A 20830-nucleotide genomic window follows, 5' to 3' on the forward strand; every position below is an offset into this window, starting at 1 on the left:
TCCGGGTGTTGCCCGAGACTGCCCAGGAGACGCTACAGCAGGCGGCTGTTTTTGGGCGCACGTTCGACCTTGATCTGCTGGCGGCAGCCAGCGAACTGGACGAGGTCGTCTTGCTGGACGGCCTGGACGAGATCCCGACCCGGGCGGGGGGCCCCCCGGGGGGCGCCCCGACACCACCTATCAAGGAACAGGTTTCGTGGATCTTGTCATTCGAAACGGCATTTCCGACTCGACAGGTGAGGCCATCGAGGTCGGTATCGAAAAGGGCCTGATCAAGGCCGTTGCTGCTGCCGGACTGCCTCAAGCAAAAACGGAGATAGACGCCGGGGGTTGCATGGTCTCGCCGGCCTTCTTCGAGTCTCACTTTCACCTGGAAAATGCACTGCTCTGGGATGGCATGATCAACCAGAGCGGCACCCTGGGTGAGGCTATCGAGATCTATGCCCAAGTCAAACACGATCTGACTGTCGACGACATCGTGCAACGATCTGGACAGGTACTGAAGGCCGCCGTCGCCAACGGTACGCTGTGGCTTCGAAGCCACGTGGATATCGACCACATCGCCAGGTTGGGTATTCTCGAAGGCGTTTCAGCAGCGCGCCAGGTCTATCAGGATCTGATCGACATCCAGCTGGTCGCCTTTCCCCAGCTGGGCCTGGCACGCAACCCGGAAGCTGTGGCCATGATGTGGCAGGCCATGGAGAAGGGGTGTGATCTGGTGGGTGGCATGCCCCATGGCGAGCGAGACATGGAGGACGCGGCCCGACACATCGAGATCGCCTTCGAGATCGCCGTGGCCCACGATGCTGACGTGGATATGCACATCGACGAGACCGACAATCCCTATTGGCATTCGCTGGAGTTGCTGGCGGAGAAGACGCTGGAGACCGGCTGGCAGGGCCGGGTGTCGGCAGGCCACTGCTGTGCCATGTCGGCCTGGGATGACGCTCTGGCTGAGCGTGTGATCGAAAAGGTTCGCCAGGCTGGCATTCACGTCATCACCAATGCGCCTATCAATCTCATGCTCGAAGGGAGAGGCCACGGCCATCCCAGGCCGCGCGGAATCGCCCGGGTGAAGGAGTTGCTGGAAGCCGGGGTCAACGTGGCCTGCGGACAGGATGATATCCAGAACATGTTTTACCCCTTCGGCAGAATGGATTCTCTGGAGGTGGCACTGATCACTGCGCACGCTGCCCAATTGGGTGCCCCCAGTGAGATCCAGGCTGCCTTCGATATGCCTCGGTATAGTGCTGCCAGGTTGTGGCCGCTGGACAACTATGGCGTGCGAGTGGGCGCTGAGGCCAACCTGGTGGTTCTGGATGCCCGGACCCCAGTGGAGGCTCTGCGCCGTCAACCTGACCGTCGTTACGTGATTCGCAAGGGTGACATATTGAGCGAGACCCGCACGGCGGTCAAATGGAGAAATGATCGACAGTTTAGCTAGCAGGAAACCTGGACTAACACCATGAGCAATAACAACCTTCTGCCCTCCGGTTTGCCCCGAATTGAATCGTTGGAAATGCGAGGCATTGTCAAACGCTTTCCTGGCGTATTGGCCAACGATCAGGTCGACTTCGGCGTGAAGACTGGCGAGATCCATGCGTTGCTGGGCGAAAACGGTGCAGGAAAGAGCACCTTGATGAAAATCCTCTATGGCCTCTACCAGCCCGATGAGGGTGAGATTCTGCTCAATGGCGATCTCGTCGAGATTCACTCGCCAACGGAGGCCATCGACTACGGCATCGGTATGATTCACCAGCATTTCATGTTGGTGGACAACATCAGCGTCGCCGAGAATGTGGCGCTGGGGCTAAAATCCTCCCGCGAGCCGCGCATGGACCTGGATGTCGTCTCGGCGCGCATCGATGAGCTGGCCGAAAAATATGGTCTGCGGGTCGATCCCAAGGCGATCATTTCCAGGTTAGCCGTTGGCGAGCGCCAACGAGTGGAGATCATCAAGGCGCTCTACCGGGGAGCTGCACTCCTGGTGCTGGACGAGCCTACTGCGGTGCTGACCCCTCAGGAAGTGGACGATGTGTTCGTCATTTTCCGGCAAATGGCGGCCGACGGGCATGCACTGATCTTCATCTCACACAAACTGGATGAGATCTTTGCCCTGACCGACCAGGTGACCGTACTGCGGGATGGACGGGTCGTGGGCACGCGGCCCACAGTCGAGGTCAGCAAGTTGGACCTGGCGACTATGATGGTCGGGCGGGAGGTATCGCTGGAGCGAAAGCGCACCGCGGGGGATGCAGGCAGCGTACGGCTCAAGCTGCAGGAGGTCAACGCTGTTAACGAAGATGGGCGGTTCATTTTGAAGAACGCCAGCTTTGAGGTTCAAAGCGGTGAGATCGTCGGTGTCGCAGGTGTCTCAGGAAACGGTCAGCGCCCGCTGGCCCGTACTATCGCGGGATTGCATGAGGTGGAAAGCGGCCAGATATGGATGGAAGACCTGGATGTCACCGACCTTCCACCGGCCGACATGTACGACGCCGGTCTTTCCTACATTCCTGAAGAGCGAATGCACGATGGTATCGTGAAAGACTTCAGCGTGGCTGAAAACTTCATTCTGCAGGATCACGGTCAGGCACCCTACAGCAACGGCATCTTTCTTGATTTCAAGGTTATCGACGAGCATGCTGACACGTTGATCGATGAGTTCAACGTAAAGACCCCCAGTCGGGATACGCCGGCGAAAAACCTGTCGGGGGGCAACATTCAGAAACTCATTCTGGCGCGGGAGCTTGCCCGCCAGCCGCGCTTTCTTATTGCTGCCCAGCCAACCCGCGGCGTCGATATCGGCGCTACCGAATATATCCACAACCAACTGCTGGAGCAGCGCGCTCAGGGGCTGGCGACTCTTCTCATCTCTGAAGACCTGGATGAAGTCAAAGCTCTATCCGATCGTATCATCGTACTGTATGGCGGCGAGATCATGGGCATCGTCAACAACGACGAGGTCACGATTGAGCAATTGGGTCTTATGATGGCAGGTGAGCGAAACGTAGTGTAGTTGGTTATAGGCCTGTCGGTGGGGCGTGCCTTAGCGACAGGAAATACGAAATTGTATTGTAAGGAGATCAACCTATGAGACTGGCAAGGCGCATGTCTCGCCTTGGTACTGAAACGGCCTTTGAAGTGTTAGCCAGGGCCAAAGCCCTGGAAGCTCAGGGACGCGACATTATCCATCTCGAGATCGGTGAGCCCGATTTTGACACACCGGCCAACATCGTGGCTGCCGGCACTGAAGCCCTGCAGAGCGGCTATACGCATTACACCCCTTCCAATGGCATGTTGCCATTAAGGGAAGCCATTGCCGAGGAAGTATCCAGCACCAGGGGCATCTCTGTTACTCCCGAGCAGGTCGTCGTGGTGCCTGGTGGAAAACCGATCATGTTTTTTGCATTGCTGGCGCTCTGCGGCCAGGGCGACGAGGTGGTCTATCCCAATCCCGGGTTTCCCATCTACGAGTCTATGATCAATTTTGTCGGTGCCCGGCCAGTAGCCCTTCGGCTTGGCATGGAAAAGGAGTTCAGCTTCGATCCAGAGGAGCTGAGGGCCCTGGTAACCGATCGAACCCGGTTGATAATCCTCAACTCGCCAGCCAATCCCACGGGTGGCGTCCTCTCGAAGGCCGATCTGGACCAGGTCGCAGAGCTGGCGCTCGAAAAGCAGATACCGGTCTTATCCGATGAGATATACAGCCGGATTCTGTATGACGGGGAGTTCACCAGCGTGGCCAGCGTGCCCGGCATGGAAGAGCTGGCCATCATACTCGATGGGTATTCGAAAACCTATGCCATGACCGGCTGGCGCCTGGGTTATGGGGTCATGCCGGTGTTCCTGGCCCAACAGATGGCGAAATTGATGGTGAATTCCAACTCTTGCACGGCTGCCTTCACCCAAATGGCAGGGATCGAGGCTCTGACCGGACCTCAGGATGGGGTGGACGCGATGGTAGAGGCTTTTCGCCGGCGACGGGATTTGATCGTCGATGGCCTGAACGCCATCCCGGGCTTTCGATGCCTGTCTCCCAAGGGGGCCTTCTACGCCTTTCCCAACATAGAGGGCACTGGCCGGACCAGCCAGGAACTGGCCGATATCCTGCTGGATGAGGCCGGAGTCGCTGCATTGGCCGGACCATGTTTCGGTGAGCACGGAGAGGGCTTTCTGCGATTCTCCTACGCCAACTCCGAGGAAAATATCGGCAAAGCATTGGTCCGGATCAGGGAGACTGTTGAACGATTGTAAGGTTAAGACCGAGGACCGCGGTCGGCAGACCGCAGAAGGCGTTGGACGCCGAATCAGCAGCGGTCGGCGGTCAGACGACGGCAGGGGATCGTGCCAACTACATAACATCAGTTAAGGAGGTTGACTCATGACCAAGGACCGGATGGCGCTCTATTTGCAGGACGCCCACGAACTTTCAGAGGGCATCGAACTGTGCAAATACGCCGAGTCAAAGGGATTCGAGGCGGTATGGCAGGCGGAAAGCCGGTTGGTGCGGGATGCGATCGTGCCGATGGCCGCCTTTGCTTCTCATACATCGACTCTTAAAGTGGGCAGCGGCGTTACGAACAACTGGACACGCAACATCGGTCTGCTGGCGGCCACCTTTCTCACGCTGGACGATCTGGCGCAGGATCGTATTATCTGCGGTATTGGCGCCTGGTGGGACCCGCTGGCAAAAAAGGTAGGCATCGAACGACGGAAACCACTCAAGGCTATGCGGGAGACGGTCGAGGTGTTCCGCCGTCTGCTCAACATGGAAACGGTCACCTTTCACGGTGAGTTTCACTATGTGGATGGAATCAAGCTCGATGTGGTGCATGGACGCAAGGAAGCGCGCAACGTGCCCATTTATATCGGGGCGACCGGCATGAAGATGATGGAATTGACCGGTGAAATCGCCGATGGTGTTGTGCTCAACTATCTGGTGAATCCCGCTTACAACCTGCGAGCCATGGATGCCCTGGAGAAAGGCGCGAAGAAGGGGGGGCGTTCCATCGATGACATTGATCGCCCCCAGTTGATGATCTGCTCGGTAGATCATGATCGCAAGAAGGCCCTGAATGGCGCTCGCAAGATGATGACCCAGTACCTTGGGCAGCAGCCGCATCTCATGAAGGCAAGCGGGGTGAGCCAGGAACTGCTGGACGAGATCCATCAGGTGCTCACCTGGCCGGCAACCGACGAGCAGATCGAGTCGGCCATGCATCTGGTTCCCGACGACGTGGTGCAGATGTGTACTGCCAGTGGGTCTCCCGAAGAGGTCAAGACCAAGGTGCGCGAGTACATGGACAACGGCTGTACCTGTCCGATCCTCTATCCCCTGGGTGATCCCTGGTTGATGATCGACATTTTCAGCGAAGGCTATAGCGACTAATGGACCCATGAAGGGGTTTTGCTTTCACGGAGGTCGCATTCTCAAATGCGACCTCCGCGATCCCCTGAAACTCCGACCCTTTGAGTAATTGTCGATGGTTAATGGTCATTGGTCAACCGGGCGGAGAGGTGTTGCCGGTACCTGCAACCTTGCGACCCTCTGGTATCTGACCCTCTGAAACTCTGGCAATCATTCCCCGGACAGTGCTTCGAGCAACAAGCGGCGCACCACGTCGGGATCGGCCTGCCCCCGGGTTTCCCGCATGACCTGTCCCATAAACCAGCCCACCAGGGAGGTCTTGCCTTCCCGGCAGCGGCGGACCTCGTCGGGATTCTCAGCCAATACGGTTGCCACAACCTGGTTGAGCCGGTCTGTATCGGAAACCTGGGCCAGGCCTTTCTCCTGCACAATGATCGCTGGTGAGCGCCCTGTGCCTGCCATCTCCTTGAGTACCTGTTTGGCCGTGTTGCGGTTGATCGCACCTTGATCGACAAGTGTCTGTAGATCGGCCAGATCATCCGGTTGCGCCAGTAGTTGCCCGATCGTCATCTCGCCGGTGTGCAACAGCGCAAAGAGTTCCCCGCTGATCCAGTTGGCCATGGTTCTGGCAGAGCCTTCATAGGCGGCTGCGGCAAGCTCGAACCAATCGGCCACGGCGCGTTCGGCAACCACGACATCGGCCTCTTGCCTGCTCAGGCCATAATCGGTCTCGAAGCGCCCTTGCCTGGCATCGGGAAGCTCCGGCAGCGTGGCGCGAAGTTCCTCGATCCATGCCGGGCTGAGTTCCAGCGGCGGCAGATCGGGTTCGGGAAAATAACGGTAGTCGTCGCTGCTCTCCTTGGTGCGTTGCAGTACAGTCTGGCGCCGGTTTTCATCCCAGCCGACGGTCACCTGGGCAACCTGCTCACCCCTCTCCAACAGGTCAATCTGGCGATCGATCTCGTAGGCAATGGAATCCCGCACAGCTCTGAAGGAGTTGAGGTTTTTGACCTCCACCTTGGTACCGAATTCGCCCCGGGCCGCCTGATCCATAGTGCGGATCGAAAGATTGACCTCGCAACGCATGGCGCCCTTCTCCATATCGCCCGAGTTGACGCCCAAATAACGCAGAATGCTGCGCAGCTTGGCCAGATAGCGGTAGGCCTCGTCGGCGCTGCGCATCTCAGCATCGGTGACGATTTCCATCAGGGGAACGCCCGCTCGATTCAGATCGACCAGGCTGTGCTGATCGACGTGAACGAGCTTGCCCGTATCTTCTTCGAGGTGCGCCCGACGGATGCCAATGCGTTTTTCGGAGCCGTCATCCGCCTGGATCATCAACCAGCCATCGGTGCACAATGGCAGCTCGTACTGGCTGATCTGATATCCCTTGGGCAGATCAGGGTAGTGATAGTTCTTGCGCGCGAAAACACTGAATGGGGCAATCTGGCAGTTCAGAGCCAGCCCGGTTCGCAGGGTCTGTTCGATGGCGTGCTGGTTGATCACCGGCAGTACACCGGGCATGCCGAGACATACCGGGCAAACGTGGCTGTTTGGCGAGGCCTGCCAGTAGCCGGTGCTGCAAGCGCAGAACATCTTTGATCTGGTCTGTAATTGAGCGTGAAGCTCCATGCCGATAACGGATTCGTATTTGTTCATATGCATTAACAAATCTCATGTCACCATGTCACCATGTCATCATGTCATGACTCCGCATCTCGACATGTCGGTATCTTGACATCTTGACCTGTTGACATATTGGCAGCAGAATATTGGACCCTCCGATGCGGCTTCGCACTTATTTCTGCCGGCCGTCTACTCCTTAAAAAACTGCTTCAGGGCATCATCGAACTTGTTGCGCTTGCGGTTTTCGTCGTCGGCCAGCCGCCTCGCCACGGCATCGGTGTCCAATGCTTCTTCCGATTCCGTTTGCACCCTGTCGAAAGCATCGCTAAGCTGTCTGGGCTTTCGCCGCGATATCTGAAGCGTCCTGCCGTCCCAGAGAAGGTATAGCTGTTCCCCGCTCTTGAACGGTGTCCCCTCAGGCAAGCGAATATTGCGTTCTTTATCGACCGTGACGATAGTTCGCAATCGGGTCATGGTTTGCTCCTGCTGAGATATCAGATAATCGATGCCGATCTGTCCAAATAGTTGATGTTACGCAGTCAGCATCCTGGTAATTTGTTTCAGGCTGCACCCTTCGACAGGCTCAGGATGCAGGTTTCTGGGACAGGTCTGTGTGCGGTCTGTTCTTTCAGGCTGCACCCTTCGACAGGCTCAGGATGCGCCAACCCTGTTCGCACTTTCTTCGCAACCGATCCGTCGAAAATCACCCTGAGTGAATTTCCCTTGAGCCATTCTCAATACGCGATCTGCGTAACTCCAGGAAATAGGTCGTCTGATCTAGCCGTGCCGGCGCACGAAGTGGTGCATGCGCTGCAAAGCCTCTTCGATATTGGCCATGGAAGTGGCGTATGAACAGCGCACAAAACCTGTGCCTGCCTGGCCAAAGGCTGTTCCTGGCACGACCGCGACCTCTTCCTCTTCCAGCAGGGTCCAGGCGAAGGTGTCCTCGTCCATGCCGCTGATTTCTACGTTGGGAAAGGCGTAGAAAGCCCCTTGCGGCTCGAAGGTGCTAAGGCCGATTTCGTTGAGGCCATCGACGATCAGCCGCCTGCGGCGGTCGTAGTGCCCGCGCATTTCCTGCACAGCATCCTCGGCCCGGGGATCGGTCAGCGCCTGCACCGAGGCGGCCTGGGCGGTTGTTGGCGCTGACATGATGGTGTATTGGTGGATCTTTCGCATGGCTGCCAGAAGATCGGCCGGCGCACAGGTGTAACCGATCCGCCATCCAGTCATGGCGTAGTTCTTGCTCAGGCCGCCCAGCAACAGGGTTCGATCTCTCATGCCTGGAAGACCGGCAAAACATGTGTGCCTGTGATCACCGTAGACGAGGCGGTCATAGATCTCATCGGAGATGACGAGGAGATCATGTTGCTCGGCAACCTGGGCGATCTCCTCCATGCGCGTCCGGCTCAACACGGCCCCGGTCGGGTTGTTGGGGTAGCCGATCAACAATGCCCGGGTGCGCGGCGTGATGACTGCCTCGATGTCCGCTGCTGTGACCTCGAAGTTGTTCTCAAAGCGGGCGTCGACGATGACCGGCTCGCCGCCGGCCAGCACCACTTCCGAGGTGTAACTGACGAAGCAGGGTTGGGGCACAATCACCTGGTCGCCCGGATTCAGGATGGCATTCAGCGCCAGGTAGAGTGCTTCACTCACCCCTACCGTCACCAGGACCTCCTCCTCCGGGTTGTAGGAAACGCCATACAGGGCGAAGATCTTGGCCGCAATCGCTTCCCGCAGTTCGATGGTTCCCGAATTGGAGGTATAGCCGGTCTCTCCCCGGCGGAGACTTGCGATCCCTGCCTGCAGGATGACGTCCGGGGTAACGAAGTCAGGCTCACCGATGCCGAGGCTGATCACATTCTCCATGGTGGCCGCGATGTCAAAAAACTTACGGATGCCGGATGGCGGAATGGTTACTACCTTTTCCGAGATACGGTTGGTCATTTTCCTACCTCCTGCCCGCCGAAGCGAAGCCTGCCGTTGTTTGAGAGTTCAAGATGAGTGCCAGGTGATTGGGCCTCCAGTTTTCGGAACTGCCAGAAATGCTGGTGTGATCGATTGTTTCCAGGCCGCAGGTCGCCAACAGGGCAGGATCGGCCGGCTTCACTCAGACAGGACGATGCTGTCGTCGCCGATGTTCAGGCTGCCGAGATGGGAATCGACGACGGTGCGTTCGCCGAGCATGACCCAGTTCAGGTGGCTGTTGTCAACCTGGCTGCCGGCCATGACGATGGAGTCTTCGATGGTGCTGTTCGAGACGCAGCAGCCTGCTTCAAGGACCACGTTGGGGCCCACGACTGAGTTGGTGATGACTGCGTCGTCGGCGACCCATACGGGGGGAATCAATCGGCTGTCGACAAGTCGGGCGCTCGTCCTGCCGCCGTTGCCGAATCCTTGCTGGAGCAGCCAGCTATTGGTATTCAAATGGGCATCGATGACACCACAATCGTGCCACTCAGTCATCAGCTCCGTGACAAAGCGTGCGCCCGATTCGATCATGAGATTGAAGGCATCGGCGATAAAGAATTCCCCTTTCAGCAGCTGCTTTCGCTGCATCTGCTGCTCAATAGCATCGACGAGATCGCGACCCTCGCGCACGAAGTACGCGCCCAGGATCGCCAATTTGTGGTCCATTGTGTCCGGTTTTTCGACCAATCTTTCGACGGTCCCATCTGGCCGGGTAAAGGCGACACCGAACCTGCGTGGATCCTCGACCTCTTTCACGCCCAGCACGGCATCGGCGTCGGCCTGGCTCATGGCCTCCAGGTCGATGCGGAAGATGGTATCAGCAAACACGATGAAACAGGGTCCGCTGATGAGCTCGCGGGCAAGCCAGATGGCATGGCTTTGGCCCACCAACTCGTCCTGGACCACGAAACGGTTTCTGTACTGAGGAAAGTTTTCTTCGACGTAGGGCTGGATCTGATCGCCGAGCCAACCGGTGATGTAAATGACCTCTTCCAGTCCAACCCCCTCGAATTGGTCGAGTACGTGTCCCAGCATCGGTTTTCCCGCGACGTCGATCAAGACCTTGGGGCGGGACCATGTGTGGGGCCGCATGCGTTTTCCGTAGCCGGCAACCGGCAGAATAAGTTTCATAGATTGACCTCTTCTTCTCGAATCTCAGGGTGTCGGGTGTGCCAATCGGTGGCTTGTTCATAGGCATAGGCCGCCCGCAATACCGTTTCCTCGCCGAAGGCAGGGCCGATGAGTTGAAGACCAACAGGCAAACCCTCCTGGTCGAAACCACAGGGCAGACTGATGCCGCAGTTGCCTGCCAGGTTTAGCGATAAGGTAAAGATATCAGCCAGGTACATGCTTAACGGGTCGTCGGTCCGTTCGCCGATTCGGAACGCTGTTGTCGGGCTGGTGGGTGCAGCGATGATATCGACCTGTTGGAAGGCTTTTTCGAAATCCCGCTTCAACAGGGTTCTCACCTGTTGGGCCTTGAGGTAGTAGGCATCGTAATACCCTGCGCTGAGCGCATAGGTGCCAAGCATGATTCGGCGCTTGACCTCGTCACCAAAGCCCTGGCCGCGCGACATGGTGAAGCCCTGCCACATCGTAGTGGCATCGGGATGACGGAAACCATAGCGCACACCGTCGTAGCGAGCCAGGTTGGCACTGGCCTCGGCCGGGGCAAGCAAGTAATAGACCGGCAGGGCAAGGTCGGTATGGGGCAGGCTGATCTCCTGAACCTGGGCGCCCAGTTCTTCAAGCAGGGCGATAGCAGCCCGGGTTGCGCCGGCGACCTCCGCTTGTATCCCCTCGACGAAAAACTCTCTTGGCACGCCGATGCGGAGCCCCTTGACGCCCTGGCCGAGGGATGCGGTATAGTCGGGTAGGGGAAGGTTCACCGATGTCGAATCTCCCGGATCGTAGCCGGCGATCACATTGAGCAACAGGGCGGCGTCTGTGACATCCCGGGCCAGGGGACCGATCTGGTCGAGACTTGAGGCGAAGGCGATCAGGCCATAACGACTGACTCGCCCGTAGGTGGGCTTCAGGCCGACCACGCCGCACAGGGAGGCTGGTTGGCGAACACTGCCTCCCGTGTCTGAACCCAGGGCGGCGAGGCACTCGCCTGCTGCCACGGCCGCGGCACTACCGCCGCTGGAACCACCCGGTACCCGGTCCAGATCCCATGGATTGTGTGTGGTAACATAGGCCGAGTTTTCGGTGGAGGAGCCCATGGCAAACTCATCGGTATTGGTCTTGCCCAAAAAGACGGCCCCATTGGCCCGCAGCTTCCCGACGGCAGTTCCTTCAAACGGAGGGATGAAGCCCTCCAGTATCTTTGATCCGGCGGTGGCGGGCAAACCCTCCAGAAGTATGACATCTTTGATGGCGAGGGGAATGCCCAGCAAGGGGGGCAGCTCGGCAGAATCGTCGGCAGACGCAAATGCCTCATCTGCCGCGGCAGCGCGGTCAAGGGCCACCTCGGGCATCAGCGATAGATAGGCCTTGGTCGAGTTGTCGACGGCACAGATTCGGTCCAGCAGCGATTGAGTCAACTCTACCGAGGAGATGGCCCGGCCGCGCAGATGCCGGGCGGCTTCATGGATCGTCCAGAAAAAGGGTTGGGTCATGGATGAGGCCTTCGGGTATCCAGAAAAGGAGCTGAGCGGACTCTAATCGGACGAAAAGACAGCAGGAACCCGGAAGAAGTCCCCGTCCCGGTCGGGTGCATTGGCCAGGGCATCCTCCGACGTCAAGCCAGGAGTTACCCGATCCTCGCGCATGACCGTACGGAGCGGCAGCACAGAAGCTGTCGGTGGCACCGAGGAGGTATCCACCTGTTCCAGGGCGTCGAAGTGGCCCAGAATGTCGGTCAGTTGCCGGCTAAACTGCTCGATCTCTTGCGGGGTGAGTGCCAATCGGGCCAGATGGGCGATATGTTCGACGTCGGCCGTGGATAGTGCCATGAATAGCTCCTTTCAGTCGAAGGTAGGTTTCAATATATTAACGCACCGGAGTTGAGAAAGCAAGAAATGGTGCGGTGCTATCCTGATTGCACCTTGCTTGCCTGCGTCCGCGACCGGTGTTATACTCTGGGAACAGGGTTATTTGCCATGGGCGTTTCGATCCCAGATTACCATCCACGCCCCTTCATCGACTGGAATCGCAGACATCATGTGGAAACGCTGCAATCGGGCCTTGGTGCCCTTCATTTTGACCGCCTGGTTGATAGTCGGCTGTGTGGGTTTGCCTGCCAATTCTGTCCTGGCACCCGCTGCCGAAGACCTGGCGGTCTATCACAAGGCGCTGGCACCCGGTCAGCGCAGTTTGTTGGATGAGCTTCCTCCCTTCCCCGAATACAAGATCCAGGTGGAGATCGATCCTGAGGAGCAGGAGTTGCACGGTCAGATGACGTTGGAGCTGCCGGCGGACGACTCTGTGCCTCCCCTCCAGGATTATTACTTTCGTCTCTATCCAAACCTCGATCATTTTCACGGCAGCATGGATATCGATCTGGTCGCGATCAATAGTCAGGCGGCGCCCTATAGCTTCAATACATCGGACACGGCCATCCACGTGGCGGTACCCACCGATGCAATCAAGCCAGGAAAGCCGATCACCTTTTCCATCAACTGGAGGGCGAATGTGCAATCGGTACCCAGCCACATCTATTCGCTGTTCGGTCAAGGGGAAGGGGTAATGAGTCTGCCCCTGTTCTATCCCGTACTGGCTGTGCAAGACGAGGATTCCCCGTCAGGGTGGAATCTCGGTGTGGGGCTGCCACGGGGTGATGCTGCCTTTACCGAAATGGCGCTCTATCAGGTCAAGGTAGTCGTGCCGCAGAACTACGTTGTGGTAGGGACCGGGTCGCTGATTGACCTGCACGATTGGCAGGGTGACGACGCTGTCGACGACGAAGGGGAGGAAACGCCGTCAGAAGTGCTGAGGGAATGGACATTGGTCAGCCCTCCAGCCCGGGAGTTTGCCCTCTTTGTGAGCGACCAATTCCGGCTGGTCGAGACCTTCGCCAACGATGTTCGCATCAACTCCTGGCACTTATCCGGCGATGAGATAACGGGGCGGGCGGCTGCGGAATATACGGCAGCCGCATTGCGCATCTATCAAGAGATTTTTGGGCCCTATCCCTATGCTGAACTGGATGTGGTGCCAGGGCCCATGGGTGTGCACGGCATGGAGTATCCGGGCCTGTTTGAGTTAGGCGTCGGCCTCTATCGCGAACGCGCTGGCGATATGGAATCGCGCATCGCACACGAGGTAGCCCATCAGTGGTGGTACAACCTGGTAGGCAACGATCCGGTCAATGTGCCCTGGCTTGACGAGGGATTGGCCGAGTTCTCGACCTATTTCTACCGGGAGAAGATCAGGGGAGAGAAGTCGGCGGAATGGCTGGCGGAGAATCGCTGGTGGGCCGCCTACGAATATGCCATAGAACGGGGCGAGGATGCGGTTGTCAATCAGCCGGCAGAGGCTTTCGGCAGCAACTACGAAACGATGATCTATGGCAAGGCTGCCCTATACCATTATGCACTGCTGAAGGTTCTGGGCGAGCAGCGATACCTGGAATTGCTGCGTCGCTACCTGGACGAGAACCGTTATCAGGTTGCCACCCCCCAGGATTTCCAGAGTCTGGCGGAGGAATTTGCCGGGTCCGATGCCGTTGAGATCTACGAACGGTGGATAGAGAGCGCCGAAGATCCCACACCCACACCCACACCCACACCAACGCCGCAAGCCGATGCCGAGGATGGGCAGCAACCCCCGGAGACTCCCGAAACTCCCGACGACGCTGCAACACCCTCGCCGTGAGCCCATTGCAGGGCATGGAAGTGTCAGATCATTTCATCGACCTCCGTCGAGTCATTCCCTGAAACCATTTGAGGCCGCAGACCATGAGCAAAACCAATCAGCATCAAGATGACGAATACGCCCGATGGCAGGCTGTCGGCAGCGAGGCATCCTATCTCCAGGCTGGTGAACCTACGCGAGGACCATCGCGTGTCTCCTTTCCACCTGGGATTCACAGCAACAGCAGCACGGAAGTCCAGCCGGGCCAGCCTGAGGAATTCCGCGGTCTTTGGGTGACCCGTTGGGATTACAGCACAGCGGACGATATTCGGCGAATGGCCGATCAAGCGTCCAATGCTAACTTCAACGTGCTTCTGTTTCAGGTTCGGGGCAACGCCGATGCCTATTATAACTCGGCATTGGAGCCCTGGGCTGCCCGCCTGACCGGGACCCTGGGAGCCGACCCCGGGTGGGATCCTCTGGCGGTAGCCATCGAGGAAGCGCACGATCGAGGTCTGGAACTGCATGCCTGGCTCAACGGCTATCCTGCCTGGTTGGGCGAGACGCCACCTCCCGAGGCCGATCCCGAGCCGATCTATCACCGGTTCAACCGTCTTTACGGCGATAACTGGGTGATGTGGAATCGCGACCAGGAACCCATGCCGTTGAGCAAGGACTACCTGTGGGCCAACCCTGCACATTGGGCAGTGAATGAGCACATCATTGCTGTCTGCCGTGATCTGCTGACACGCTACTATCTGGACGGCATCCATCTGGACCATGCCCGCTACGCCAGTTGGGAGTATTCCCAGGACCCCCTCACACTCGATCGCGTTGCTCAGAACCGCAGTGTGGACCCCGGCATCGACCACAAGGAATTTCAGCGTCAGCAAATCAATGGCCTGGTTGCCGGCATCCATGATGCCATCGATGACCTGAAGCCTGGGTTGCTGCTGAGTGCCGCTGTCTGGCCGGTTTATCAGGACACATGGGATTGGTGGCAAAAGGGGGATGGTTTCGACGGATTCTGCCAGGATTCCATCGGTTGGCTCAACCAGTGGCTTGTGGATGCAATTTGCCCAATGCTTTACCTGACCAGCATCACCCAGGACGATGACCAGTTTGAGACGCTTGTGCGCGATTTCGTCGCCCGTGCCAACGATAATCCCGTCTTTCCGGGAATCACGGCTACCTACTCAGATTTCGACAGGATCGCCAAGCGCATCGATATCGTGCGCCAGGCGGGGGCGCGTGGCCAGGCGCTTTTTGCCTATGAGCATGTGGATAAACGCAAGTATTGGGATGCGTTTCGAAAGGGCCCCTTTGCCACACCGGCCGTCGTGCTGCCACCCTATCGGACGAGGAAATACGTATCGGGCAGACTGCGGATCGAGGGATTGGTTGAAGAGATCCAGGAAAAGGAAACTGCCCTGATGAAAAACTGACTACCGTAAGTGAGGGAGGTACTCCTATGCTTCGTCTTACTGTATTTGCAGTGATCCTGTTAACTGTTCTCTGTGCCTGCCAACCGCCGCCTGTGACCAGCGATCTGGCTCCGGCGCCATCGCTGGAGAAGCAAGCCACAGCCGCTCCCGAGGATCTGCCGGCGGCAACGCCGACCAGGGAAGCGATTGCCACGGCCGAAACCGTGGATGGGATGGCCAATGCCAATGTAGAATTCGTTCGGGCGGTCCAACAGGAGAACGGCAGCTGGACGTTCCATGTCACCGTGTCGCACCCCGATACTGGTTGGGAGGACTATGCCGACGGGTGGGATGTCGTATTGCCCGACGGCAGCGTTGTTTTGCCCGATCCAAAGAGCCGGTTTACTCGACTTCTCTTGCACCCCCATGAGAGCGAGCAGCCTTTCACGCGCAGTCAATCGAGGATCATGATTCCTGATGGCGTGACCGTCGTGCGCGTCCGCGCCCATGACCTGGTGGATGACTGGGGAGGCAAGGAGATCATGCTCGATCTGGGCTCCGACAGCGGGCCCGGATACGAAATCGAGCGCTGACGGGCGGAGCAGGGGGTAAGATTGGGACCTGTTCGGACGTCTGATGGTGCGAGGGAAAATGCTCTGGATACAGAGAAACACCATCAGATTTGGACAGGAGTCATGTCAAGTGAAAAACAAACAACGGATATCAGTTTTTATTGCGATCGGTGGAATCGGACTGTTATTGCTGGCCGCCTGCAGTGCCCCTGGTCTGTTGCAGGCGCCGGTTGGACGGGAAGCGGCTATCGGGGAGCAGGAAGGGATCGCCGAGCCCGGGGCTGTCGATTCGCCCGAAGCCCGCAGTACTACCCCGGAGAATGAGAACGAAGACCTGCAGATAGGTGAGGAAGCGGGGATATCCACTGTGGACGACCGCTCCTCGCAACTCCGCGCGAGTACCAGCAGCTGGAACACTGACTGGACCAGGCACAGCATTTCCTACGACGAACTGCTTTCCGGCGGTCCGCCTCGCGATGGCATTCCATCCATCGATAATCCTACATTCGTCGGGCCTGATGAAGCCGCGGGCTGGCTTGCCAGCAACGAACCGGTGATCGCGCTGGAGGTAGGCGACCGGGCGCGGGCCTATCCTCTACAGATTCTGACCTGGCACGAGATTGCCAACGATGAGTTGGGCGGCGTGCCGGTGGCGATCACCTTCTGCCCTCTCTGCAATTCAGCCATCACGTTCGACCGGCGCCTGGAGGGAGAGGTGCTGGAATTCGGGACTTCGGGGCTGTTGCGTAATTCCGACCTGGTGATGTATGATCGCACTACCGAGAGCCTCTGGCAGCAGTTTACCGGTGAGGGTATCGTGGGCGAGTTGACGGGAAAGCAGTTGACCTTCCTGCCCTCCAGCCTCGTCAGTTTCGCCGATTTCCGCGAGGCGTATCCCGACGGGGAAGTTCTGTCCCGGGACACGGGGTTCCGTCGTGCCTATGGCAACAATCCCTACGTGGGCTACGACGACGTAAACAGCAGTCCCTTTTTGTATCGTGGCGTTATCGACGGCAGGCTGACGCCCATGGAACGGGTAGTGACGCTTTCGCTGGGTTCTTCGCTCGACTCAGAGGAGGCTATCGATGTTGCTTATCCCCTCAGCATTCTGGCGGAGACTGGGGTGATCAACGACCGGCAGTCAGGACAAGATCTGGCGGTGTTTCACGCCGACGGTACCGCCAGTGCCCTGGGAGCACAGGTGATCGCCAATGCCGATGATGTGGGTGCAACTGGCGTGTTTGACCGAAACCTGGATGGTCAACTGCTTTCCTTTAGCAAAGAAGGGGATCGTTTTGTGGATGATCAGACGGGAAGCAGTTGGAGCATTACCGGACACGCGATCGATGGGCCTCTGAAGGGTGCTCAGTTGCGGCCCCTGGTTCACGGGGACCACTTCTGGTTCTCCTGGGCGGCCTTCAGACCGGATACGGTCATCTATCAGGGCTAGCGGCCTGTGCAGTAAAAACCGAACCTTAATGAACCGTGGTGCCCCGCCTGTCCGACCTGGATGGGCGGGTTTTTTGCGGCCTTATTCCTACTCGTCGATACCGAGGGCGTCGCTAACTCTTCTGATCAGGTCCTCAATGCCGCCCTGTGTCTTTTCCGCGTTCTGTTTGGCGGCGTCGGCAGCGTCATCGCTGGACGCCCTGGCCTGATCTGCCATATCAGTCGCGGTGTCGGTTGCGTCACCCACGGCGTCGACGGCAGCATCTGCCGCATCGCTGACCGTATCGGCAGCTGCATCGGACAGATCGGCCGCGGCCTCTGCAACATCACCTACAGCATCCATTGTAGCATCTGGCGCATCGTTGGCGGCATCGGTTTCCGCCTGTTTGACCCACGTGCGGATCGTCGACGCGGAGGGTTCATATTCCCGGGCCAGTTCTGCAGGCGTGCGTCCCGCCTGCACCAATGCCACCATTTCCTGACGGAACTCAGGTGAATACGGTTTTCGTGTACTCGCCATCACGAACTCCTTTTTTTCTCGATTATCTCACAAGCGTATCGGTGTCCACAAAATCGGGTCAACTCCAGCATGGGGGATTGCATCTACAGCTGGAAAAGCAAAATCGGATCATATTTGACCCGACGAGATTATAGCAATCTATCGGGGTATTGTCAAGACGAATCTTGCTGCGCAAGCCGGTCTGACTTCTTCTAACACGCCGTTGGCGAACAATCAGGCCGCGCCCGTCACCTGGTGCCGCCGCCAGGCCCTCCCGCGTCGATTCTGTGATGCTCCATTGACAGTCTTTTTTGGGAGGACATCTCTTCTTGACGTTGATAGCATTGCGCGATACACTTATTGCCGGATCGATCGCCAAAATAAACAAATGCTATCATGAATGACAACATCAACAGCCTGTTGAAGGCCATACCGATTATCCGCCGCAGTTACGATGACGCCTATTTCGACAATGTGTTTTTCCGGGCGTCGCCGAAGTCGCAAAGGAATCGGAAAAGACTGGCCCTCGTGCGGCATTATCAACCGACCGGGCGGTTACTTGAGATCGGGCCAGGAACCGGTGAATTTCTTTCCCTCGCCACAAATCATTTCGAGGTAGAGGGCATCGAGGTGTCTTCTCGTGCGCTGGAATTCGTCGAGCCTGAGGTCAAGGACAGGATGAGAATAGGCAACATCGAGGAAATGCGCTTGCCGCCCTACCAATATGACGTGGTAGCCGCGTTCAATGTTCTTGAGCACCTGAGGAATCCAGCCGAGACAGTCTATATGATACGCCAGACCCTGGTCGCAGGTGGGTGCCTGGTCGGTACAGTGCCATGCAATGCCGGTCCCATCGGCCGCAGCTATACCACATTCAGCAATTACTTTGACCAGACGCACTGTTCCACTTTCGAGCCGGACCGCTGGCATGCCATCTTTCAGCAGGCCGGGTTTTCTGATGTCACCTTCTTCGGGGAGGCGCCGATAGGACCCCGGTTGAGCATCCACATCACAGGCTCACACTGGCAGCAGATATCTCCCAATATGATGTTCGCCTGCCAGTAGTCTGTTTTCCTTATTTGCGAGGGGTAGATCATGACTGATATTCCGATTTCTCACCTGACACTTTATAAGCATGGGGTTGGCTTTTTCGAACGCCGGGCTAAAATCGATGGCGAGTCGGTCAGCCTGACCTTTCACGTCAATGAGATGAACGATGTTCTGAAGAGCCTTACGACCGTCGACTGGGGCCAGGGCCAGGTTCTGGGTGTCGAATATGCCACACCCAAGACTGTTGAGCAGCGGCTGGAGGGCTGCTCCGTTCGTCTTACGGATCATCAGAGCTTGCAGGCGTTGCTTGTGAGCTTGAGGGGCCGGCGTGTTCGCCTGTTTCTCGATCAGGGGGAAACCCCCGTTGGCACGCTTGTTGGCGTGGACGATCCACCGGAGAAACAGCCCCTGGCGACGGGGCTTGTTTCGGTTCTGGAGGATGATAGCGCCACAGTGCGCACAATCACGCTGGGCCGTCTTCAAGGGCTTGAGATTCTCGATCAGCAAGGTGCCGACGATCTACGCTTCTTTCTGCAGGCCTCACTGGCGCAACCCAACCATCGCCAGGTGACGATCCAGTTGTCCCCAGGACAACACGATCTCTCGGTGAGTTATATCGTTCCGGCTCCGACCTGGCGGGTAAGCTACCGCCTGGCCACCGATTTACCCAATGAGAAGGGGGAAGCCAAGGCATTGCTCCAGGGTTGGGGGATTTTCGACAATACCCTGGAAGAGGATCTGGAAAACATCGAGCTGTCCCTGGTGGCGGGCATGCCGATCTCCTTTGTCTACGATCTTTACACCCCCTTCATGCCTGAGCGCCCTGAGGTCAAGGAGGATGAGCGGGTGGCGCCAGGCCCTGTCGCCTTCGACCAGGCTGTCGCCGAGAAGTCGCTGGGTCTTCGTTCCATGGCCGCCGATGCACCGGCTGCGGCTTCGGTGCAGTCTGCCTCTGTTCGCAACCGAAGGATGCAGGAGGGCCTGGCCGATTCGGTGCCGGTGACCACAACCGGGCAGGAGATGGGGGAGCTCTTCCAGTATGTGATCGGCACACCCGTCAGCGTTGGCCGCGGCCAGTCTGCCATGGTTCCGATCCTTTCGTGCGGCGTTGAACCCCACAAGGATTTGATCTACAACGGCAGGAAATTGCCCGGCCACCCTGTCGCTACAATGCGCTTTCAGAATGACACCGGTCTCACCCTGGAGCGCGGGCCTGCCACCGTTCTGGAAGCTGGTGATTACGTGGGCGAAGCGATTCTCCCGCTCACAGCTCCTGGTGCTGAGATCGTGGTGCCCTACGCTGTCGAGCTTGGTGCCAAGATCAGCGAGGAGCAGGGCAGATCCCGAGAGCACCACGGCTTGAATATCACCGGGCATTTCCTGCAAATCGAGGACTGGGAGATCATCTGGCGCCAATATCGACTCAATAACGGCACCGGACGGCCGTTGGCGGTTCTGATTGAACATCCGCGGACGGCGCACTTCGAGCTTTTTGATACCCCCGAACCGGTCGAGACCACCGAGGCTCATCTGCGATTCAAATTGGACGTGCCTGCTCATGGTGAGGCGAGCTTGATGGTAAAAGAGCGTCGTCTGGTGAGACGGCGCGAGGAGATTCGCAAGCAGACGCCTCGCGCTTTGCAGCAGTACCTGAATGATGGCATACTCTCAGGCCGCGACAAGGGGAGATTGGAAGAACTCCTTTCGATCTGGAGCCAGATTGCCGCCAAGGAACAGCGGCTAAAGAAGATCGATCAGGAGCGAGGCAAGGTTTACAAGGCCCAGGAACAGATTCAGGCCAACATGCAGGCCCTCTCGACCACCGGCAAGGAAGGCGCGCTGCGGGCCAGCTACGTCGACAGGCTGGCCGCGTCCGAGGAGGATCTGGCGGACCTTCAGCAGGAAGAAACACAGCTCAAAGCAGAAATCGAAAAGCTCAATGCCGAGGTTGACAAACGGGTCGCAACGCTGAAATGAGGGAGTGCATTTGGGTTTTCGCTGCCGGTGGCGTAGAAGGAGATGCGGAGAGGGGGGGCGACACGGAGACACGGCGAGGGGGGACGCGGGGAGGGTT

18 protein-coding genes are annotated in these 20830 nt (G+C 58.1%); 11 read left to right on the plus strand and 7 right to left on the minus strand.

From position 1 onward, the window contains the following. From U9R25_02595 to U9R25_02615, 5 genes are all read left to right on the plus strand, one after another. Window positions 1-272, plus strand: a 272-nt coding sequence (locus U9R25_02595; GenBank protein ID MEA3334769.1) for a hypothetical protein, incomplete at its 5' end; no start/stop codon positions are given. Then, complete coding sequence (locus U9R25_02600; GenBank protein ID MEA3334770.1) at window positions 197-1444, plus strand: amidohydrolase family protein; 1248 nt, start codon at window positions 197-199, stop codon at window positions 1442-1444. The genes U9R25_02595 and U9R25_02600, both read left to right, overlap by 76 nt. A gap of 21 nt (window positions 1445-1465) precedes the next feature. Further along, the gene (locus U9R25_02605; GenBank protein MEA3334771.1) at window positions 1466-3016 is read left to right on the plus strand and encodes an ABC transporter ATP-binding protein; all 1551 of its coding nucleotides are present in this window, start codon (window positions 1466-1468) and stop codon (window positions 3014-3016) included. Between the two features lie 74 nt (window positions 3017-3090). After that, window positions 3091-4254, plus strand: coding sequence for a pyridoxal phosphate-dependent aminotransferase (locus tag U9R25_02610; protein ID MEA3334772.1), 1164 nt, complete (start codon window positions 3091-3093; stop codon window positions 4252-4254). A 127-nt stretch (window positions 4255-4381) separates the two neighbouring features. Continuing rightward, complete coding sequence (locus U9R25_02615; protein MEA3334773.1) at window positions 4382-5389, plus strand: LLM class flavin-dependent oxidoreductase; 1008 nt, start codon at window positions 4382-4384, stop codon at window positions 5387-5389. A gap of 189 nt (window positions 5390-5578) precedes the next feature. Here the strand turns inward: U9R25_02615 and gatB are convergent, their stop codons facing one another. The 6 genes from gatB to gatC form a co-directional block, all read right to left on the minus strand. Then, window positions 5579-7027 carry an Asp-tRNA(Asn)/Glu-tRNA(Gln) amidotransferase subunit GatB gene (gene gatB, locus U9R25_02620; protein ID MEA3334774.1) on the minus strand — a complete coding sequence of 483 codons (1449 nt, stop codon included), beginning with the start codon at window positions 7025-7027 and terminating at the stop codon, window positions 5579-5581. 156 nt (window positions 7028-7183) lie between these two features. After that, window positions 7184-7468 (minus strand): hypothetical protein, encoded by a 285-nt coding sequence (locus U9R25_02625; GenBank protein ID MEA3334775.1) that lies wholly within the window; start codon window positions 7466-7468, stop codon window positions 7184-7186. 303 nt (window positions 7469-7771) lie between these two features. Further along, the gene (locus U9R25_02630) at window positions 7772-8941 is read right to left on the minus strand and encodes an aminotransferase class I/II-fold pyridoxal phosphate-dependent enzyme (GenBank protein ID MEA3334776.1); all 1170 of its coding nucleotides are present in this window, start codon (window positions 8939-8941) and stop codon (window positions 7772-7774) included. Window positions 8942-9100: 159 nt separating this feature from the next. After that, a complete protein-coding gene (locus U9R25_02635; protein ID MEA3334777.1) occupies window positions 9101-10096 on the minus strand; it encodes a sugar phosphate nucleotidyltransferase in 996 nt (331 codons plus the stop codon). Beyond that, window positions 10093-11586 (minus strand): Asp-tRNA(Asn)/Glu-tRNA(Gln) amidotransferase subunit GatA, encoded by a 1494-nt coding sequence (gene gatA / locus U9R25_02640; protein MEA3334778.1) that lies wholly within the window; start codon window positions 11584-11586, stop codon window positions 10093-10095. Before gatA ends, U9R25_02635 begins: the two co-directional genes overlap by 4 nt. A gap of 42 nt (window positions 11587-11628) precedes the next feature. Further along, entirely contained in the window at window positions 11629-11922 is a 294-nt protein-coding gene (gene gatC, locus U9R25_02645; protein ID MEA3334779.1) for an Asp-tRNA(Asn)/Glu-tRNA(Gln) amidotransferase subunit GatC, read from the minus strand. Between the two features lie 208 nt (window positions 11923-12130). On the opposite strand from gatC, the gene U9R25_02650 reads away from it, so the two are divergent. From U9R25_02650 to U9R25_02665, 4 genes are all read left to right on the plus strand, one after another. Then, window positions 12131-13783, plus strand: coding sequence for a M1 family metallopeptidase (locus U9R25_02650; protein MEA3334780.1), 1653 nt, complete (start codon window positions 12131-12133; stop codon window positions 13781-13783). A gap of 83 nt (window positions 13784-13866) precedes the next feature. Continuing rightward, a complete protein-coding gene (locus U9R25_02655) occupies window positions 13867-15207 on the plus strand; it encodes a family 10 glycosylhydrolase (GenBank protein MEA3334781.1) in 1341 nt (446 codons plus the stop codon). 26 nt (window positions 15208-15233) lie between these two features. Next, complete coding sequence (locus U9R25_02660; protein MEA3334782.1) at window positions 15234-15779, plus strand: hypothetical protein; 546 nt, start codon at window positions 15234-15236, stop codon at window positions 15777-15779. Between the two features lie 109 nt (window positions 15780-15888). Next, window positions 15889-17208, plus strand: a complete 1320-nt coding sequence (locus tag U9R25_02665; GenBank protein ID MEA3334783.1) for a DUF3179 domain-containing protein — start codon at window positions 15889-15891, stop codon at window positions 17206-17208. A gap of 87 nt (window positions 17209-17295) precedes the next feature. Here the strand turns inward: U9R25_02665 and U9R25_02670 are convergent, their stop codons facing one another. Next, a complete protein-coding gene (locus U9R25_02670) occupies window positions 17296-17727 on the minus strand; it encodes a transposase (GenBank protein ID MEA3334784.1) in 432 nt (143 codons plus the stop codon). Between the two features lie 375 nt (window positions 17728-18102). Here U9R25_02670 and U9R25_02675 point away from each other — a divergent pair, with 375 nt between their 5' ends. Further along, window positions 18103-18771, plus strand: a complete 669-nt coding sequence (locus tag U9R25_02675) for a class I SAM-dependent methyltransferase (protein MEA3334785.1) — start codon at window positions 18103-18105, stop codon at window positions 18769-18771. 30 nt (window positions 18772-18801) lie between these two features. Continuing rightward, a complete protein-coding gene (locus U9R25_02680) occupies window positions 18802-20733 on the plus strand; it encodes a hypothetical protein (GenBank protein ID MEA3334786.1) in 1932 nt (643 codons plus the stop codon). The last annotated feature ends 97 nt before the right edge of the window (window positions 20734-20830 follow it).

It is taken from the genome of Chloroflexota bacterium (assembly GCA_034717495.1).
Taxonomy (GTDB): domain Bacteria; phylum Chloroflexota; class Anaerolineae; order JAAEKA01; family JAAEKA01; genus JAYELL01.

Bases quoted from the DNA above. Each gene is read 5' to 3' on its own strand.
- U9R25_02605 (MEA3334771.1), top strand. From the start codon at position 1,466: ATGAGCAATAACAACCTTCTGCCCTCCGGTTTGCCCCGAATTGAATCG.
- U9R25_02610 (MEA3334772.1), top strand. From the start codon at position 3,091: ATGAGACTGGCAAGGCGCATGTCTCGCCTTGGTACTGAAACGGCCTTT.
- U9R25_02615 (MEA3334773.1), top strand. From the start codon at position 4,382: ATGACCAAGGACCGGATGGCGCTCTATTTGCAGGACGCCCACGAACTT.
- gatB (MEA3334774.1), bottom strand. From the start codon at position 7,027: ATGAACAAATACGAATCCGTTATCGGCATGGAGCTTCACGCTCAATTA.
- U9R25_02625 (MEA3334775.1), bottom strand. From the start codon at position 7,468: ATGACCCGATTGCGAACTATCGTCACGGTCGATAAAGAACGCAATATT.
- U9R25_02630 (MEA3334776.1), bottom strand. From the start codon at position 8,941: ATGACCAACCGTATCTCGGAAAAGGTAGTAACCATTCCGCCATCCGGC.
- U9R25_02635 (MEA3334777.1), bottom strand. From the start codon at position 10,096: ATGAAACTTATTCTGCCGGTTGCCGGCTACGGAAAACGCATGCGGCCC.
- gatA (MEA3334778.1), bottom strand. From the start codon at position 11,586: ATGACCCAACCCTTTTTCTGGACGATCCATGAAGCCGCCCGGCATCTG.
- gatC (MEA3334779.1), bottom strand. From the start codon at position 11,922: ATGGCACTATCCACGGCCGACGTCGAACATATCGCCCATCTGGCCCGA.
- U9R25_02650 (MEA3334780.1), top strand. From the start codon at position 12,131: ATGTGGAAACGCTGCAATCGGGCCTTGGTGCCCTTCATTTTGACCGCC.
- U9R25_02655 (MEA3334781.1), top strand. From the start codon at position 13,867: ATGAGCAAAACCAATCAGCATCAAGATGACGAATACGCCCGATGGCAG.
- U9R25_02660 (MEA3334782.1), top strand. From the start codon at position 15,234: ATGCTTCGTCTTACTGTATTTGCAGTGATCCTGTTAACTGTTCTCTGT.
- U9R25_02670 (MEA3334784.1), bottom strand. From the start codon at position 17,727: ATGGCGAGTACACGAAAACCGTATTCACCTGAGTTCCGTCAGGAAATG.
- U9R25_02675 (MEA3334785.1), top strand. From the start codon at position 18,103: ATGAATGACAACATCAACAGCCTGTTGAAGGCCATACCGATTATCCGC.
- U9R25_02680 (MEA3334786.1), top strand. From the start codon at position 18,802: ATGACTGATATTCCGATTTCTCACCTGACACTTTATAAGCATGGGGTT.